General features: G+C 62.5%; 12 protein-coding genes and 1 pseudogene. 7 read left to right on the forward strand and 6 right to left on the reverse strand.

The annotated features are described in order from the left end of the window. Positions 1 to 49 precede the first annotated feature (49 nt). On the reverse strand, positions 50 to 955 hold the full coding sequence (locus V8689_RS16095) for a LysR family transcriptional regulator (RefSeq protein ID WP_032896831.1): 906 nt from the start codon (positions 953 to 955) through the stop codon (positions 50 to 52). 213 nt (positions 956 to 1,168) lie between these two features. Here V8689_RS16095 and V8689_RS16100 point away from each other — a divergent pair, with 213 nt between their 5' ends. The 6 genes and pseudogenes from V8689_RS16100 (at position 1,169) to V8689_RS16125 (ending at position 7,969) form a co-directional block, all read left to right on the forward strand. After that, positions 1,169 to 1,780 (forward strand): cysteine dioxygenase, encoded by a 612-nt coding sequence (locus V8689_RS16100; protein WP_056783902.1) that lies wholly within the window; start codon positions 1,169 to 1,171, stop codon positions 1,778 to 1,780. Then, positions 1,777 to 3,359: pseudogene (locus V8689_RS16105) on the forward strand (rhodanese-related sulfurtransferase). The gene V8689_RS16100 and the pseudogene V8689_RS16105 overlap by 4 nt, the downstream one beginning before the upstream one ends. A gap of 82 nt (positions 3,360 to 3,441) precedes the next feature. Then, a complete protein-coding gene (locus V8689_RS16110) occupies positions 3,442 to 4,416 on the forward strand; it encodes an ABC transporter substrate-binding protein (RefSeq protein ID WP_056783896.1) in 975 nt (324 codons plus the stop codon). A gap of 10 nt (positions 4,417 to 4,426) precedes the next feature. Further along, entirely contained in the window at positions 4,427 to 5,767 is a 1,341-nt protein-coding gene (locus V8689_RS16115; RefSeq protein WP_056783894.1) for an LLM class flavin-dependent oxidoreductase, read from the forward strand. Between the two features lie 88 nt (positions 5,768 to 5,855). Continuing rightward, positions 5,856 to 7,025, forward strand: a complete 1,170-nt coding sequence (locus V8689_RS16120) for an acyl-CoA dehydrogenase family protein (protein WP_056783891.1) — start codon at positions 5,856 to 5,858, stop codon at positions 7,023 to 7,025. Beyond that, positions 7,022 to 7,969 carry a D-isomer specific 2-hydroxyacid dehydrogenase family protein gene (locus V8689_RS16125; RefSeq protein WP_060766387.1) on the forward strand — a complete coding sequence of 316 codons (948 nt, stop codon included), beginning with the start codon at positions 7,022 to 7,024 and terminating at the stop codon, positions 7,967 to 7,969. The genes V8689_RS16120 and V8689_RS16125 overlap by 4 nt, the downstream gene beginning before the upstream one ends. 333 nt (positions 7,970 to 8,302) lie before the next feature. Here the strand turns inward: V8689_RS16125 and V8689_RS16130 are convergent, their stop codons facing one another. From V8689_RS16130 to V8689_RS16150, 5 genes are all read right to left on the reverse strand, one after another. After that, positions 8,303 to 9,058 (reverse strand): energy transducer TonB, encoded by a 756-nt coding sequence (locus tag V8689_RS16130; RefSeq protein WP_056783884.1) that lies wholly within the window; start codon positions 9,056 to 9,058, stop codon positions 8,303 to 8,305. After that, the gene (gene tolR / locus V8689_RS16135; RefSeq protein ID WP_056783883.1) at positions 9,055 to 9,501 is read right to left on the reverse strand and encodes a protein TolR; all 447 of its coding nucleotides are present in this window, start codon (positions 9,499 to 9,501) and stop codon (positions 9,055 to 9,057) included. Before tolR ends, V8689_RS16130 begins: the two co-directional genes overlap by 4 nt. 15 nt (positions 9,502 to 9,516) lie before the next feature. Beyond that, positions 9,517 to 10,209 (reverse strand): protein TolQ, encoded by a 693-nt coding sequence (gene tolQ, locus V8689_RS16140; RefSeq protein ID WP_032896820.1) that lies wholly within the window; start codon positions 10,207 to 10,209, stop codon positions 9,517 to 9,519. Positions 10,210 to 10,256: 47 nt separating this feature from the next. After that, positions 10,257 to 12,122: a phytase gene (locus V8689_RS16145; RefSeq protein WP_056783880.1), complete on the reverse strand. Its 1,866-nt coding sequence runs from the start codon at positions 12,120 to 12,122 to the stop codon at positions 10,257 to 10,259. 172 nt (positions 12,123 to 12,294) lie between these two features. Continuing rightward, the gene (locus tag V8689_RS16150; protein ID WP_056783878.1) at positions 12,295 to 14,808 is read right to left on the reverse strand and encodes a TonB-dependent receptor; all 2,514 of its coding nucleotides are present in this window, start codon (positions 14,806 to 14,808) and stop codon (positions 12,295 to 12,297) included. Positions 14,809 to 15,597: 789 nt separating this feature from the next. On the opposite strand from V8689_RS16150, the gene V8689_RS16155 reads away from it, so the two are divergent. Continuing rightward, the gene (locus V8689_RS16155) at positions 15,598 to 16,512 is read left to right on the forward strand and encodes a GGDEF domain-containing protein (protein ID WP_056783874.1); all 915 of its coding nucleotides are present in this window, start codon (positions 15,598 to 15,600) and stop codon (positions 16,510 to 16,512) included.

Below are 16,512 nucleotides of genomic sequence, written 5' to 3' on the forward strand. Positions count from 1 at the left end.
ACAGTTTGATTGCGGGGTGTCAGGTGGTTAGGCGTCGGCTGGCAGGACGTCAGGCAGCACTGCGAATCTTGTGCAAAGCATCCGCCACCCATTGACCAAACGCATCCACCGGCCCTTGCAGGTTGCCGAGAAAATGCGGATAGATCAGCCACAAATCCATCACCGGCTTGAAATCCTTGAGAGGCATCGCCGCCAAGTGCTCGCGATGAGCACTGCGTTCCAGCAACGGACGTGGCACCAGGCCAAGGCCGAGGCCATCAGCCACCAGCCCCAGTTGCAGTTCAGTGCCAAAGGTTTCCAGGTTCACCCGCAGCGCCAGGCCCTGGTCAGACAAGGTGCGCTGCAACCCCGCACGGAACCCGCAGCCGTCCGGGTTGAGAATCCAACCGCTCTGGTACACGTCCGCCAGCTTGCACGGTTTCTTCGGCAACTGCGCCTTGGCACAGACCACCACCAACTCCATCTTGCCGATGGACTCACCCACCAGGTTGTCCGGGAAGATCTTGCCCGCAGGGAACAACGCCACCGCCGCATCCAGTTCGCCGCGTTCGATCTTGCCGACCAATTGGCTGCCCCAGCCGGTGGCAACCTGGGCGCGCAGGTCGGCGTATTCGCTGCGCAGGTGCTTGAGCGCGTCCAGCAGCACCACATCGCCGATGGTCTGCGGTACACCCAAGCGCAGCACGCCGGTGGGCGGAGCATCGGTGGCCACCAGTTCGCGCAGGGCATCCATCTCGCGCAGGATCAACCGGCATTGTTCATAAACGCGAGTACCGATCAGCGTTGGCTTGAGCGGCTTGGTGTTGCGGTCGAACAGCTCCACCCCCAGGGCCTGCTCGAAGTTCTGCACGCGGCGGGTGATGGCTGGCTGGGTCAGCTGCAACGACGCGGCGGCATGGCTGATGGACTGGCAACGAATCACTTCGACAAAGGCATCGATATCGTCAATTTTCATTTGGGCCGCACATACAGATCAGTCATTAAGATGTGCGTGAAGCATAGTGGCCGCACACAGGTCTGGATAGCCCACCCAATGATCAATAACGTCTAACACTATTCAAACCGGTTCTAAATTACCTTCGGCTATAAGCTAATCATTAAAAAATAGCATATTAAAAATAAACATTATGCTTAGATAAAAGCACACCAACAGCCCGATGGAATGGTCATGACCCAGGCCCGACACCCCGAGAGACTCAGAGCCTTCATAGGCGCCCTGGCGGAATTGATCGACGGCAACCCGCGTGAAGGCGACCTGCTGCACCGTGGCGGCAAGCTGCTGGCGCAATTGGTCAGCCACGATGATTGGCTGCCCGACGAGTTCGCCCAGCCCGACCCCGAGCGCTACCAGCAATTCTTGCTGCATGCCGATTCGCGCCAGCGCTTCAGCGTGGTCAGCTTTGTGTGGGGGCCGGGGCAACGCACGCCGATTCATGACCACCGGGTGTGGGGGCTGATCGGCATGTTGCGCGGGGCGGAGTTTTCCCAGGGGTTTGCCCGGGCGCCGGGCGGCAGCCTGGTAGCGCAAGGCGAACCCGAGCAACTGCTGCCCGGCCAGGTCGAGGCGGTGTCGCCCAAGGTCGGCGATATCCATCAGGTCAGCAATGCCCACGACGACCAGGTGTCCATCAGCATCCACGTATACGGCGCCAATATCGGCGCGGTGCGCCGGGCGGTGTATCAACCCGACGGCAGCGAAAAACTGTTTATCTCCGGTTATTCCAACGCCTATCTCCCGAACATCTGGGACCTGTCCAAAGAAAAGAGCCCTGCCCTATGACCACCCTATCGACCCGCAGCTTTGCGCAGATTCGCCAGGCCCTGTTGGCACGCGAAGAAGTCGCCCTGATTGACGTGCGTGAGGAAGCCCCCTTTGCCGAGGCCCATCCGCTGTTCGCCGCGAATATCCCCTTGTCCAAGCTGGAACTGGAGGTGTACGCGCGCATTCCACGCCGCGATACCCAAGTCACCCTGTACGACAACGGCGAAGGGCTGGCCCAGCGCGCCGCCGAACGCCTGGTTGCACTGGGCTACACCCAGGTCAGCCTGCTGGAGGGTGGGCTGGACGGTTGGCGCCGGGCCGGTGGCGAGCTGTTTATCGACGTCAACGTACCGAGCAAGGCGTTTGGCGAACTGGTGGAGAACCAGCGTCATACGCCGTCCCTGGCCGCCGAAGAGGTCCAGGCCTTGCTCGACAGCCAGGCCGATGTGGTGGTGCTCGATGCGCGGCGTTTCGACGAGTACCAGACCATGAGCATCCCCACGGGCATCAGCGTGCCGGGGGCCGAGTTGGTGTTGCGCGCCCGTGAACTGGCGCCCGATCCGACCACGCGCATTATCGTCAATTGCGCCGGGCGCACCCGCAGCATTATCGGCACCCAGTCGTTGATCAACGCCGGCCTCCCCAACCCGGTGGCAGCCCTGCGCAACGGCACCATCGGCTGGACCTTGGCCGGGCAGACCCTCGCCCATGGGCAGACGCGCCAGTTTGCACCGACCTCGGAAAACCATCGCCATCTGGCCGCCCAAGAGGCCCGTGGTGTTGCCGACAAAGCCTCGGTAAAACGTGCAACCCTCAATGATCTGCAGCGCTGGCAACAGGACGCGACACGCACCACTTACCTGTTCGATGTGCGCACCGTAGAAGAATTCGAAGCCGGCCACCTGCCGGGCGCCCGCGCCACCCCGGGCGGGCAACTGGTGCAGGAAACCGACCACGTCGCCAGTGTGCGCGGTGCGCGCCTGGTACTGGTGGACGACGACGGCGTGCGCGCCAATATGTCCGCGTCATGGCTGGCCCAGTTGGGCTGGCAGGTGTACGTATTGGATGACCTGCAAGCGGAGCACTTCAGCGAGCGCGGCGCATGGGTCGCGCCAGTACCGCCGCCGCCCCAGGCCGAACTGATCAGCCCCCACACCCTTGCCGACTGGCTCGGCCATGGCGACACCCTGGTGCTGGATTTCACCGCCAGCGCCAACTACGTGAAACGTCATATCCCCGGCGCCTGGTGGGTGCTGCGCGCGCAACTGCCCGAGGCCCTGGCCAAGGTACCGAACGCCCAACGCTATGTATTGACCTGCGGCAGCAGCCAACTGGCGCGCCTGGCGGTGCCGGAAGTCGAGGCGCTCACCGGCAAGCCAGTCTTTTTGCTGCAGGACGGCACGGCTGGCTGGATCAATGCCAACTGCCCCTTGAATCAGGCGAAAGCCACTTGGCGTCCCCGCGTATCGACCGCTACCGCCGCCCTTACGAAGGCACCGACAACCCACGGGAAGCCATGCAGGCTTATCTGGATTGGGAGTTCGGCCTCGTGGAACAACTGGCCCGCGACGGCACCCATGGTTTCTACGTGATCTGATTCACCGCAGCACCGTTTCGCTCAACCGACCCCTTCTCCAGGCGGAGGTACTTTCCTTTACCTAACGCCTGGAGTTTTGCCCATGCTGTACGCCATTCCATTCAAACGCCTGTTGCTGGGCACTGCCCTGGCCCTCGGCCTACTTTCCACGGTCCAGGCTGGCGACCTGCAACCGCTGCGCGTAGCCAACCAGAAATCCACGATCAAGGCGCTGCTGGAAGCCTCGGGCGAAAGCCAGAACGTGCCCTACGAGATCAAATGGTCGGAATTCCCCTCGGCCTCGCCCCTGGGCGAAGCGCTGAATGCCGGCGCCGTGGATGTCGGCGCCCTGGGCGATGCCCCTTATGTGTTCGCCCTCGGCGCCGGTGCCTCGATCAAGGTGATCAGCATCATCCATGCCGAAGGCCGTAACACCACCGCGCTGCTGGTGCCCAAGGATTCGCCGATCAAGACCGCGGCCGACCTCAAGGGCAAGAAGATCGTCACCGGGCGCGGCTCCATCGGGCATTACCTGGCGATCAAGGCCCTTAACAACGCCGGGCTGACCACCCAGGATGTGCAGTTCATCTTCCTGCTGCCCGCCGAGTCCCGGCTGGTACTCGACAACGGCACCGCCGATGCCTGGGCGACATGGGACCCTTACACCACCGTGGTCACCTCACAAAGCAATGCTCGCGTGCTGGTCAGCGGCAAGCACCTGCTGAGCAATCATCTGTACTTCGCCGCTACCGGCCAGGCCATTGCCGACAAGCGTGTGCAACTGGACGACTTTGTCGCCCGCATTGATCGCGCCTACGCCTGGGCCAATACCCATCCCGAGCAATACGCCGCTGCCCAGGCCAAGATCACTGGCCTGCCGTTGGCCGTGCATATCGAAGTCGCCAAAGACACCCACCTGTCCCCCGTCACGATTGACGACAGCGTGATCCACGGCCTGCAAGCCACCGCCGACACCTATGTCAAAGAAGGCCTGCTGAGCAAACACATCGACGTCTCCCAGGGCTTCGATTCCAGCTTCAACGCCAAGCGTATCCCCCTCGAACAAGCCTCGCGCTAAGGAGCAGAACATGAGCAAGCCACGTCAATTGAAACTCGGTGCCATGGTGCACGGCGTCGGCCACGGTTGGGGCGAATGGCGCCACCCGCAGGCACAACCCGACGCCAGCACCAATTTCGGCTTCTACAAACAGCAGACCGCACTGGCCGAAGCCGCGCGGTTCGACTTCGTGTTCATCGCCGACAGCCTGCATATCCACCCCAAATCCAGCCCCCATTACCTCAACCGCTTCGAGCCGCTGACGATCCTCTCGGCCCTGGCCGCACTGACCACTCACATCGGCCTGGTCGCCACCGTGACCGTCAGCTACACCGAGCCTTACCAGGTGGCACGCCAGTTCGCTTCGCTGGACCATATCAGCGGCGGCCGCGCCGGCTGGAACGTGGTCACCTCGTGGCTGAGCGGCACCGCCGATAACTTCGGCAAGGCCGAGCACCCGCCCCACGCCGTGCGTTATCGCATCGCCAAGGAACACCTGAATGTGGTCAAGGGCCTGTGGGATTCCTGGGAGGACGACGCCTTTGCCTATAACAAGCACAGCGGCGAATTCTTCACCCCGGGCAAGTTGCATGCGCTTAACCACAAGGGCGAATTCTTCTCGGTCAAAGGCCCGCTGAACATCGCGCGCTCGCGCCAGGGCCAACCGGCGATTTTCCAGGCGGGCACTTCGGAGGATGGGCGTAACTTTGCCGCTGAAAACGCTGATGCGATTTTCGTGCATGTGGAAACTATCGACGAGGGCAAGGCCTACAGCGCCGATTTGAAACGCCGCGCCAAGCGCTTTGGCCGCGACCCGGACAGCCTGTCGATTTTGCCGGGTATTCGCCCGATTGTCGGGCGTGATGCCGCCGAAGTGGAAAGCCGCTACCAGCAAGCCGTGGCGCTGGTCACCGTGGAAGACGCCATCGTCGCCCTCGGCCGGCCGTTCAACGACCATGATTTCAGCCAATACCCGCTGGATGCGCCCTTCCCCGAACTGGGCGACCTGGGCGCCAACAGCCAGAAAGGTGGCTCCGAGCGTATCAAGCAACTGGCCCGCGACGAAGGCCTGACGCTGCGCGAGGTGGCCCTGCGCTTCTCGCGGCCCCAGCGCGACTTTGTCGGCACCCCGGAACAGGTCGCGGACGCGATCCAGACCTGGTTCGAGAGCGGCGCCAGCGATGGTTTCATCATCAACTCGGTGCTGCCGGATGGCTTGCAGTATTTCACTGAGCTGGTGGTGCCGGTGCTTCAACAGCGGGGGTTGTTCCGTACCGAGTACAGCGGCCACACCCTACGGGACAATCTCGGCCTGGAAGTGCCAGCGAACCGCTACCGCGTGATCGAAGCCACCGAACAAGCCCTGGCCTGAAGGCTCCCCCCTGTAGGAGCGAGCTTGCTCGCTCCTACAGGTGTTCAGGGCTTGCCACCCTGCCACACTTTTGACCGAGTACAGACTTATGACTCAACCGTCTCTCAAGGCTGTGGAAGCCGTCGATTTCGACGCCCTGCTTGACCACCTCAGCGCCGAGCTGGCCAACACCGCGCCCCTGTATGACGAAAGCGGCGCCTTCCCCCACGCCAATTTCAGGCTGTTGCACCAACACCACCTCATCGCCCTGACCGTGCCGAAAAAACTCGGCGGCGGTGGCGCCAGCCTGGCCCAGGCGCGCAAGGTCATCAGCGCCATCGCCAAGGGCGAACCGTCCACGGCATTGATCCTGGTGATGCAATACCTGCAACACGCCCGCCTGCAAGACAACCAGAGTTGGCCCGCACACCTGCGCGTGCAGGTCGCGCAAGAGGCGGTGCAAAACGGCGCGCTGATCAATGCCCTGCGTGTCGAACCCGACCTGGGCACCCCGGCCCGTGGCGGTTTGCCGGCCACCACCGCGGTGCGCACCGCCGAGGGCTGGCGTATCAGTGGGCGCAAGCTCTACTCCACCGGCAGCCATGGCCTGAGCTGGTTCAGCGTGTGGGCGCGCAGCGACGACACCGACCCGCTGGTAGGCGCCTGGCTGGTGCCCAAGGCCAGCCCCGGGGTCAGCATCATCGACACCTGGGACCACTTGGGTATGCGCGCCACCTGCAGCCATGAGGTGGTGCTCGACAACGTTCTGGTGCCCCTGGACCATGCGGTCAGCGTCAGCCCCTGGAGCGCCCCGCAAGCGGAGCTGGATGGCGAAGGCTTCCTGTGGATGTCGGTGTTGCTGTCGTCGGTGTACGACGCCGTGGCTCAGGCGGCGCGGGACTGGCTGGTGAGCTGGCTGGAGGAGCGCAAGCCGTCAAATCTCGGCGCGGCATTGTCCACCCTGCCGCGTTTTCAGGAGACCGTCGGCCATATCGACACGTTGCTGTTTGCCAACCGCAGCCTGCTCGACACTGCCGCCGCGGGCCAAACGCCAACGGCCAATGCCGCACAGGTGAAGTACCTGGTGACCGGCAATGCAATCCGTGCGGTCGAGCTGGCCATCGAAGCCTCGGGCAACCCTGGCCTGTCACGCCATAGCCCACTGCAACGGCATTACCGCGATGTGCTGTGCAGCCGCGTCCACACTCCGCAAAATGACGCCGTGCTGCAAGGCGTCGGCAAAGCGGTGTTCAACCAGCGCCAAAAGGAACGCACATGAGCCAGGTGATTATTGCCAGCCAACTGGACGAAGACTTCAACCAGGTGATCCGGGAGCGCCTTGCCCCACTGCACCCCGAAGCCCAGGTAATCGGCGTGCCGGTCGGTGTGCCCAGTGACTTGCCGCCCCACGCCAATATCCTGCTGCTGCGCCCGATCAATGTGCGTGGCTACACCGCCCCCGACACCCCGCCACCGGGCTGGCCCTACGGCGCACAGTGGGTGCACCTGGTGTCGTCGGGTATCGACTTCTACCCCCAGTGGCTCTTCAACGGCCCACCCGTGACCACTTCCCGCGGCAGCGCCGCCGATAACCTGGCCGAGTTCGCCCTGGCGGCGATCTTTGCCGCGTCCAAGCATTTGCCGGATATCTGGGTAAAGGATGCCCAATGGCAGTTCACCGCGCTGCGCCCGCTCAAAGGCACCACGCTGGGCCTTTTGGGCTTTGGCGCGATTGGCGCAAGCCTGGCGCAAAAGGCCCTGGCACTGGGGCTCAAGGTCGTGGCGCTACGTCAAAGCACAACGCCGTTCGGCCTCGATGGCGTGGAAGCGGCCAACGACATCCACGACCTGTTTGCCCGCGCCGATCACCTGGTGGTGGCGGCCCCCCTGACCGAAGCGACGCGGCATATCATCGACCGTAATGTACTGGCCAGCGCCAAGCCGGGGCTGCACCTGATCAACATTGCCCGCGGTGGCCTGCTCGATCAGCAAGCGCTGTTGCACGCGTTGGATAACGGCCAGATCGGCCTGGCTTCCCTCGACGTCACCGAGCCAGAGCCACTGCCCGACGGGCACCCGCTGTACAGCCATCCGAGGGTACGGCTGTCGCCGCATACTTCGGCTATTTCGACCAACAGCAAGGAAGAAATTGCGGACACGTTCCTGGCAAATCTGGAACGGTATGTGGCGGGCCTTGAGTTAAGTAACCTAGCGAATGCTTGACGGCTTGCCCGCGAAGGCGGTGTGTCAGTCACTGAATATTCAACTGAACCACCGCTTTCGCAGGCAAGCCAGCTCCCACATTGACCATGCATTGCCCACAGAATCAGCGCCTGGCACAGATCCCCTGTGGGAGCGGGCTTGCCCGCGATGGCGGCGTGTCAGTCACTGAATCTCTAACTGAACCACCGCTTTCGCAGGCAAGCCAGCTCCCACATTGGTTATGTATTGCCCACAAAATCTGCGCCTGGCACAGATCCCCTGTGGGAGCGGGCTTGCTCGCGAAGGCGGTGTGTCCGTCACTGAGTCTTCAACTGAACCACCGCCAGGAGAAACTCATTTGATGCGGTAGTGGAAGGTATTGCGCACCGCCGGTACGGCAACAGCCTTGCCATCGACGATTCTCGGCTGGTAGCGAAAAGTATTGGCCGCCGCCAATGAGGGCCGAATGAACAACGGGTGGCAGCCGTCCAGCACCTTGGGGTTTTCCACGTGGCCCTGGGTATTGACGGTGTACTCCACTGAACAGTCGCCTTCGATGTTCTTGTCCAAGGCGCGTTCGGGGTAGTCCGGCGCGGCCTTGCTCAAGGGCTGGTACTGGCGGCTGTCGAATGCTGTGGCAGGCGAAGGCACGGCGGCTTGGGCTTTTTCCGCAGCGGCACGCGCCTGGCTCAGGCGTTGCTGTTCCAACTCACGATTGCGCTGCTCGGTTGCCATGCGCTGTTGTTCTTGCTCGAGTTTCTTCTCTTCCACCCGCTTGCGTGCCAGGGCGGCTTTCTCGAGCTTTTGCGCATGGACCTGCGGATCAACTGCCAGTTTGGTCGGTACCGGGATAACAACAGGTTCTGGCAGCGCGGCAGCGACGGGTTCGGGTGTCGGCGTTGGCGTCGGCGCTGGTAAAACCACCAACTGCGTGTGCATCACCCGTGGCGCATCCACCCTTGGTCGCTCCGTTGACCAGCCCAGCATCAACGCCACGGCCACCGCACCATGCAGCGCCACGGCCAGACTCGCTGCCAGACTTTTGCGCCAGAAACCATCGCCGTTGGGCGCCAAGGCCAGTGCCGGACTGCGCATGCTCATCGCCGTCATTGTGGGGCCTCGGTGACGAGCCCAAGGTTGCTGACACCGCCCTTCTGCAGCACCGCCATGGCCGCCACCACACGGCCGTAACCGGCAGTGTCGTCAGCACGGATATACACCTGGGTATCGCTGCGCGCCGCCACCACCTGCATGACCTTGGCGCTCATTTCTTCCAGGGTCACCGCACTGTCGGTCTGCTGGCGGGTATCCAGTTCGTCACCCAGGTTCCAGTAGTAGCCACCGTCGGCCTTCACCGATAACGTCAGGATCTGCTGGCGCGTATCGGTGGCCAGCGCCTCGGCGGCGACCTTGGGCAGTTCGATCTTCACACCCTGGGTGAGCATGGGCGCGGTGACCATGAAGATCACCAGCAGCACCAGCATCACGTCGATGTAGGGCACCACGTTCATCTCGGCCTTGGGCCCGTGCTTGCGTTGCGGCCTGGTCAACATCGCTTTGCTCCTTGTTCAGGCGGCCACGGCCAGATTGTTCGAGGTACCGCGCAGCGTGCGGTGCAGGTGCACTTGCAGCTCATTGCCAAAAGCGTAGTAGCGCGTGAGCAAGGTCTGGCTGCGTGCCGCGAAACGGTTATAGGCGATCACTGCCGGAATCGCCGCAAACAGGCCAATGGCCGTGGCAATCAAGGCTTCGGCAATGCCCGGTGCCACGGTCGATAGCGTGGCCTGCTGCACCTGGGACAAGCCAAGGAACGAATTCATGATGCCCCACACGGTCCCGAACAGGCCGATATAGGGGCTGACCGACCCCACCGTCGCCAGAAACTGCAGGCCCTTTTCCAGCTCCAGTTCCTGCTCGGTGATCGCTACCTGCAAGGCGCGCTCCACACCCTCAAGCACGGCCGGATCGTGGTGGTGCAGGTGCTGGTATTCCTGCATGCCGGCAATAAAAATCGGCGCCACACCGCCCTCGCCTGCCTGCACGGTTTCGCGATACAAGGGCTGCAGGTCCGACGCCACGCGAAAGCGCGCCAGGAAGCCGTTAAGCTGCCGTTCCAGGCCACGCAGCACACCGCTGCGCTGAATGATCAGGTACCAGCTGAGCAAGGATGCCAACAGCAAAGTGATCATCACGGCCTTGACCAACAGGCTGGCGTCGCTGATCAAGCTCCAGATCGTCATATGTTCCATCGTCGCGTGCATGGTGAAGCTCCTATTCGATTAAAAACGGATGACTGCGTGATGACAGCTCAAGGTAATTTCAACGCGCGGCTCACCTCGGCCCAGGGCACGAACTTGAAGTTCTGGGCTTGCTCGGGCATGCGCTTGCGCCCGTCCTGCACCACCAGCATGCCCTGGCTCCAGGGCCCGCCGAGGTTGACGGCAGTGACCTCCAGGCCATCGGTTTCCGAGGCGCCATCAATGCCGGCGGCCGCATTGAGGCCAACGCGCAAGGCGCCGCGTACAGCGAATGGTGGCTCGGCGTCCAGCACCAGGTAGCTGTCATTGCCTTGGCTGGAGACCACCAGGTAATCCCGTGCGGGGCTTTGATACAACGCCAGGCCTTCGACGTCCGCATGCAGTTGCGCGCCGACTTTGATCACCGAAGTGAGCGTGGCCGGTTGCTCGGCACGGGCATCCATCGCCCACACGCCGACATCTTCCTCACCGATGAACAAGCGTTGGCGCTGGTCATCGGCCACACAGCCCTCGGGTTGGCTGTCGACTTTGAACTGGCGCACCAACTCGCCCTGCACACGGCCAGCCGGGGCACTCAGGCGGTATTGCAGGAAGGTGCCATCCTTGTCATTGGCAAACGCGTAAAGCTCGCCGCTGGCGGGCTGGTACAGGCAAATGCCATAGATCTCCTTGAGTGGCGTGGGAACCTCACCGGCTTCACGCAGCTCGCCGCTCTGACGGTCGATGCTGAACAGGCTCAGGCTGTTGCGGTCGCGGTTACTCGCCACGGCCAGGTCGACGGTTTGCGTACCCAGTTTGAAGCCTGGGCGTAGGTCGACATTGTTCAGGCGCCCCACTGCCAGCTCCTGCAGCAACTTGCCGTCGAGATCGTAGGCCAGCAGGCCCTGTTTCTTGTTGGTCCCCAGCACACGACTTTTGGCCGGCGTTTCAGGGTGAATCCAGATGGCCGGGTCATCCGCCGCGTCGCCTTGGCGACCCACGGGTTCGGTCTGGCGCAGTGCGGCGACTTGCGCAAGTGTCGGCGCAACCGGCACCGGCGTGGCTTGCCAGTCGAGGCGGCCCTGATAGAGCTGGCCGCTGTCGTCGTCCCGCACCAACACCTCCCGGCCCTGTATCACCAGTTGCTCCGGTTCTTTGAGGCCCGGCAAGGCCAGGCTGGATTGCCCAACCCAACGCTCCCCGACTTGCTGGAACAGCTGCAACTGCGCGGTTTTCGGGTCCAGCGCGAGCATCCCGCCCGGCACCAGCGCCATGGCGCCTGCTTCCCGCGCGGGGTCGTCGAACAGCGTCACGGGCGTGCGCTTAACCTCGGCTTCCGGGTGCGCCGGGTAGGCCCACCAGCCGACGTTTTGCTCGTTCACCACCAATCGCTCGGCTGCATCATCCACTTGGCAGTACTGCGCCGATGGCGGCAGTGGCAGGCTGCGAACACGCTGCGCCTGGGCCAGCAGGGTCGAACCATTGCCCACCAGCCACTGCTCGCCCTTGCCCTCTTCACCGACCAGGAACACAAACAGGTTGGCCGCCGAATCGTGATAGAGGCACAGGCTATTGACCGCAAAGTCGCGGGTCGGCAGGTACAGCGGCGCACCCCAGGTTTTTCCGGCGCCATCCAGACCGATCAGCAAGGCCTGCTGGCGGTCGTTATCGAGGCTTGCGATCAGCGATTGAGTGCCGGCAGCGCGGGTGTCCAGACTGCTGAAACGGCCCTTGAACCGGGCCAGTTCGGTGCCTTTATCGTCGAGCAACAACAGGCCATCGCGGGCGCTGGCGGCCACGCGCTGGGTGCCGCCGGGCAGGAAGGCCACGGCTTGGGCATTCAGGCTGGGTGCCCAAGGGGTCAACGGCAACTCGGTGGCGAACGCATTGCCGCTGGTTATCAACGCAACCAGCAGGCACAGCTTGGAAATTCTCATGAACAGACAATCCTTCGAAAACAATGGAGATCCCGTTTGGGACGGTTTGCCCTGATGCCCTGTAGGAGCGAGCTTGCTCGCGAAAAACGCACAGGCGCCACGTTCATTCAGGCGACCCGCGTTATCGTTGAGTTTTTTCGCGAGCGAGCTCGCTCCTACAGGGGGGCAATGGTTAGAAATGGGTGAAGGTCAGGCCCAGCTTGTAGGTGGGGCCGTACTCTTCGTACTGGCCGTTGTAGCTGCGGTGGCCGGTGTAGACGAAGTACGACTCGTCGGTGAGGTTCTGTGCCTCGAAGCTGACCTGCAGGTTCTTGGTCAGTGAGTAGCGCGCGCTGAAATCGACGAAGGTTTGCGCGTCGACGTGCAGGTCATGGGCCTTGTCGTTGATCGACGCCAACTCGTACAAGTAGGCCGATTTGTAATTGGCCGACAGGCGCAGGCTGAGCTTGTCGTCTTCCCAACCGAGCATCAGGTTGCCGACCGTGTCGGACTGGTTGGGCAGGCTGATGTTGCGCTTGCGATTGCGCCCGCTGGCGCTGTCGAAACCCTCGATGTCCGCGCTGGAACGGCTGAAGGTGCTGTTGGCGCCGATCATCAGGCCGTTCCACGGCGCCGGCAGCCAGTCGAACTTCTGTGAATAGGCCAGTTCCAGGCCATAGAGTTTGGCGCTGTCGCCGTTGGCAAAGGTGTGCGCCTCGGCGAAGTTGGCCCAGGCACCGGTACCGGCCACGTCGGTGTTGTAGACGAAGTTCTGGAGGTCTTTGTAGAACACGAAGGCCGAGACGGTACCGGCACGGCCCATGAAATGCTCGATGCCCAGGTCCAGATTGCTTGATTCCAGCGGCTTGAGGTCTGGGTTGCCGAAGGTGGCTTCGTCATCGTCGATCACAAAACCAGGGGCCAATTGGCCAAAGGTCGGACGCACCACGGATTTGGTCCAGGCGGCGCGTACCTGGGTGTTCTTGTCAATCTGGTAGCGCGCATGCAGGCCCGGTAGCCAATGGTGATAACGGCGCTTGGTCTCGGTGGCGCTGAACTGGCCGTCCGTGGCGCCGGTGCCCTTGGCTTCGAACTCAGTACCCTCGTAACGCATGCCGGCGATGAAGCGCCAGTCGTCAATATCGACGGTGTTCATCAGGTAGCCGGCGTTGATGTCTTCGCGAATAGTGAAGTCGTTGACCGTGGATTCGGTGGAGTCATAGAAGTCATCGCGATTGAGGCCACCGATCAACTGGCGGATATTGCCCGCGCTGATGCCTGGGCCAAAGCGGCCGAGACGGTAGTCGACGTTGCCCTTCTGAAACTGCGTGAGGTTGAGTTGTTCATCGCTCAAGCCCTGTTCATCCAGGTCCTTGTAGACCCAGGCTTCCAGGTCATTGTCCTTGTGGCGCCGGCTGACCTTGCCGCCGAACTTGAACTGGGATGCGTAACCGCTAAGGTCATAGTCGCGGGCCAGGTCCAGGCGCAGGTTTTTCTCGGTGTCCTGGGTGTGCTGTTTTTCCCAGTCAACTTTGTCGAGGCTGAAATTGGCAGGGTCGTAGAAACCGCTACCAACGATCGGGCGCGGCTTGGCCTTGTCGTAGAAGCCGCTGTCAGCAAAGTCACCGCCGTCGAAGGTCGCACCGGCAATATGCCCCGGGCTATCTTCGCTGGAACGGCTGTACCCGGCCTGGCCGCTCAAGGTCCACAGGCCGAGCATGCGTTCACCGCCCACTACGTAGGACTGGATTTCCTGGGTTTCCTCGCGGTTCTTGAGCTTGCGCTTGCCCTCGGCTTCGCCCAATTCGCCAGGCGCTTGCGGGTCAGCGAACTCGAGGCTGGCGGCGTTGCGGGTTTCGGTGTCTTTGTAGCGACTGTAGAGCGTGCGCAGGTAGTAGCTGCTCACGTCATCGGGCTTGTAATCGAAGTTAAGGCCACCCCCGGCGCGTTCACGGCTGATGTCGTAGTCACGCTGCTCGAATTCGTTGAGCCGGGCGCCGTTGGTAAAGTCCCAGGCGCCGCCGGTTTCGACGTTGTCCGAGCCGAAATCACGCTTCTGCCAACTGAGCGCCGCGGCCACGCCAAAATTGTCGATACCGTCGCCGAGGCTGAACCGGTTACTGGCGGCGCCGGAGAATTTCGGGCTGGTCTGGTGAGTGTTCTTGTCGTAGCTGGCCTCGGTGCTGCCGGTGTAGAACAGCCCCTTGTGATCGAACGCCGACAGGCTCTTCACATCAACGGTGCCGCCGAGGGAGTTGGCGTCCATGTCCGGTGTGAGCGTCTTGATCACGGACAACGACTGCACCAGTTCCGAAGGCAGAACATCGAGGGCCACGGCACGGCGCTCGCTCTCGGGGGATGGCACCAGCGTGCCGTTGATGGTCACGCTGTTGAGATCCGGGCCCAGGCCGCGCACGCTCACAAAGCGCCCCTCGCCCTGGTCACGCTCAACACTGATGCCCGGCAAGCGCTGCACCGCCTCGGCAACGTTCTCATCCGGCAACTGCGCGACGCCGTCAGCATGCACCACGCTCTTGATGCTATCGGAAGAGCGCTGCTCCTTGAGGGCGCTGTCGATCGCAGCTGCTTGCCCGACCACATCGACATGCTCGGTAGTGGCCGCTTCAGCGGCATTGACCCGCTCGCAGGCTATCGCCAGGGCCAAGGCGGTAAGCGTAAAGCTGACGAGCCCGGTGCGCTTGTACATGAAACCCTCCCCAAGAATCCGTTGGCGCCAGGCAAGAGGCCCGGCAACTGGGAGGGCACGCTAGGGATGGGGCGTGACGGTTCTGTGACAGGGTTGCGGGCAACGCCTGCAAAAGCGTGGTTTACAGGCTTCTCAAGGGAGCAAATGAGCTGAAATGACCTCGGTCAGAGGTGGGAGCTGGCTTGCCTGCGAAGGCGGTCGACAGTAACCACGATGCGAAGCGAGCCTCTCTTGATCTGCTTTTGATCTGCTTTTGATCTTGATCTCAGGCGCCCCATCAAACCACGCTGGCCGGAATTCGACAGGGATTTGGGGGGTAAACCGGCAGGGATGCCGGTTTAGCCGCCCCGCGCCATGGATGGCGCGTGGCGGCGGCCCCCCAAATCACTGGCGGATTACGGGCACACCGAGCCTAAGCGAGGTGCCGAGTGGTGGGGCGAGGACCTTTTGGTTACTTTTGGGTCCTTCCAAAAGTGACCCGCCGTCAGGGCGGAACCCTAAGCGGCCGTTACCGCAGCAATGGATATGTACACAATCCAACCGTGTTGACTGGCAAGCCGCCTTCGCGAGCAAGCCCGCTCCCACAGTTGGATGGTGGGGTGTCAGGTGGATAGGTGTCGGCTGGGAGGCCGCTATCGCAGGCAAGCCAGCTCCCACATGGGGTCCATGTTCAGCATGAAAAATGCACCGAGGGCATGAGCTGATTCGACCCTCCCACCCCGTCATCCAACCGTCACATCCATCTGCTGTGCTGGCGCCCATCGCTTATTTGCCCAAGGACCCGTGGCCATGCTTTCCGTACTCAAACCCCACCGCTGGAAACTCGCGTTGCTACTGATCGCCGCCAACCTCGGACTGATCCTGCACCTGGCCTGCGGCGAGCTCAAAAGCATCAGCGAATGGGTATGGCTGGATATCATCGGCGAAGGCGGTTCGGCGCTGCTCGCGCTGATCTGGCTGGGCCTGGTGTTGAAAAGCCGCCCCGCCGGACGAGTCACCCAATACCTGGCACTGGGGCTGTCGTGCATCTTTTTTTCCTGGTGGATCGACAGCCTCGACGAATTCATCCGCCTGCCTGACAGCATCTCCTGGGATCACTGGCTGGAGTCAGGGCCAATGCCGGTGGGCATGATCCTGCTGACAATTGGCATCTACCACTGGCACCACGAACAACTGGCGATCAGCGCACAGATGGAAAAACGCGAGCGGTTGTTTCGCGAGCATCGGCTGTTCGACAAACTCACGCCCCTGGCCGGAGCCGACTACCTCAAGCGCCAACTCGCCGACAGCCTGCGCGACAGCCAAGAGCAGCAACAACCGCTGTCGCTGCTGGCCCTGGACCTGGACAACTTCGCCGCCATCAACCAGGCCTACGGGCATGCCGAGGGTGATGCGGTGCTACAGGCGGTCAGCCACGTGCTGTTGCTCAACCTGCGCCGCCAGGACCTGTTGTGCCGCCTGGCGGGTGATCGTTTTGTGGTGCTGCTGCCCAACACCGGCGAGCGCCAGGCCCAGGGCCTGGCGCTGGAGTTGCAACACGCGGTGCAGAGCCTCGCCCACAAGACCCGGCAACAGGGCGAACGCCTGCAACTGGCGGCGACCACGGCGGTGGTGATGGCCTTGCAAGAGTCACCCCACGAGTTGCTCAAGCGGCTGAATATAGGCCTGGCCCGGGCCAAGCAGCCCCTTGCGAAAAGTGCCTGA

Origin of the sequence: Pseudomonas sp. AK181, from assembly GCF_051122975.1 — a bacterium.
Classification (GTDB): domain Bacteria; phylum Pseudomonadota; class Gammaproteobacteria; order Pseudomonadales; family Pseudomonadaceae; genus Aquipseudomonas; species Aquipseudomonas lactis.

Coding starts and splice junctions, on each gene's coding strand:
- V8689_RS16115 (WP_056783894.1), top strand. CDS start 4,427: ATGAGCAAGCCACGTCAATTGAAACTCGGTGCCATGGTGCACGGCGTC.
- V8689_RS16125 (WP_060766387.1), top strand. CDS start 7,022: ATGAGCCAGGTGATTATTGCCAGCCAACTGGACGAAGACTTCAACCAG.
- V8689_RS16150 (WP_056783878.1), bottom strand. CDS start 14,808: ATGTACAAGCGCACCGGGCTCGTCAGCTTTACGCTTACCGCCTTGGCC.
- V8689_RS16130 (WP_056783884.1), bottom strand. CDS start 9,058: ATGACGGCGATGAGCATGCGCAGTCCGGCACTGGCCTTGGCGCCCAAC.
- V8689_RS16100 (WP_056783902.1), top strand. CDS start 1,169: ATGACCCAGGCCCGACACCCCGAGAGACTCAGAGCCTTCATAGGCGCC.
- V8689_RS16095 (WP_032896831.1), bottom strand. CDS start 955: ATGAAAATTGACGATATCGATGCCTTTGTCGAAGTGATTCGTTGCCAG.
- V8689_RS16120 (WP_056783891.1), top strand. CDS start 5,856: ATGACTCAACCGTCTCTCAAGGCTGTGGAAGCCGTCGATTTCGACGCC.
- V8689_RS16155 (WP_056783874.1), top strand. CDS start 15,598: ATGCTTTCCGTACTCAAACCCCACCGCTGGAAACTCGCGTTGCTACTG.
- tolR (WP_056783883.1), bottom strand. CDS start 9,501: ATGTTGACCAGGCCGCAACGCAAGCACGGGCCCAAGGCCGAGATGAAC.
- V8689_RS16145 (WP_056783880.1), bottom strand. CDS start 12,122: ATGAGAATTTCCAAGCTGTGCCTGCTGGTTGCGTTGATAACCAGCGGC.
- V8689_RS16110 (WP_056783896.1), top strand. CDS start 3,442: ATGCTGTACGCCATTCCATTCAAACGCCTGTTGCTGGGCACTGCCCTG.
- tolQ (WP_032896820.1), bottom strand. CDS start 10,209: ATGCACGCGACGATGGAACATATGACGATCTGGAGCTTGATCAGCGAC.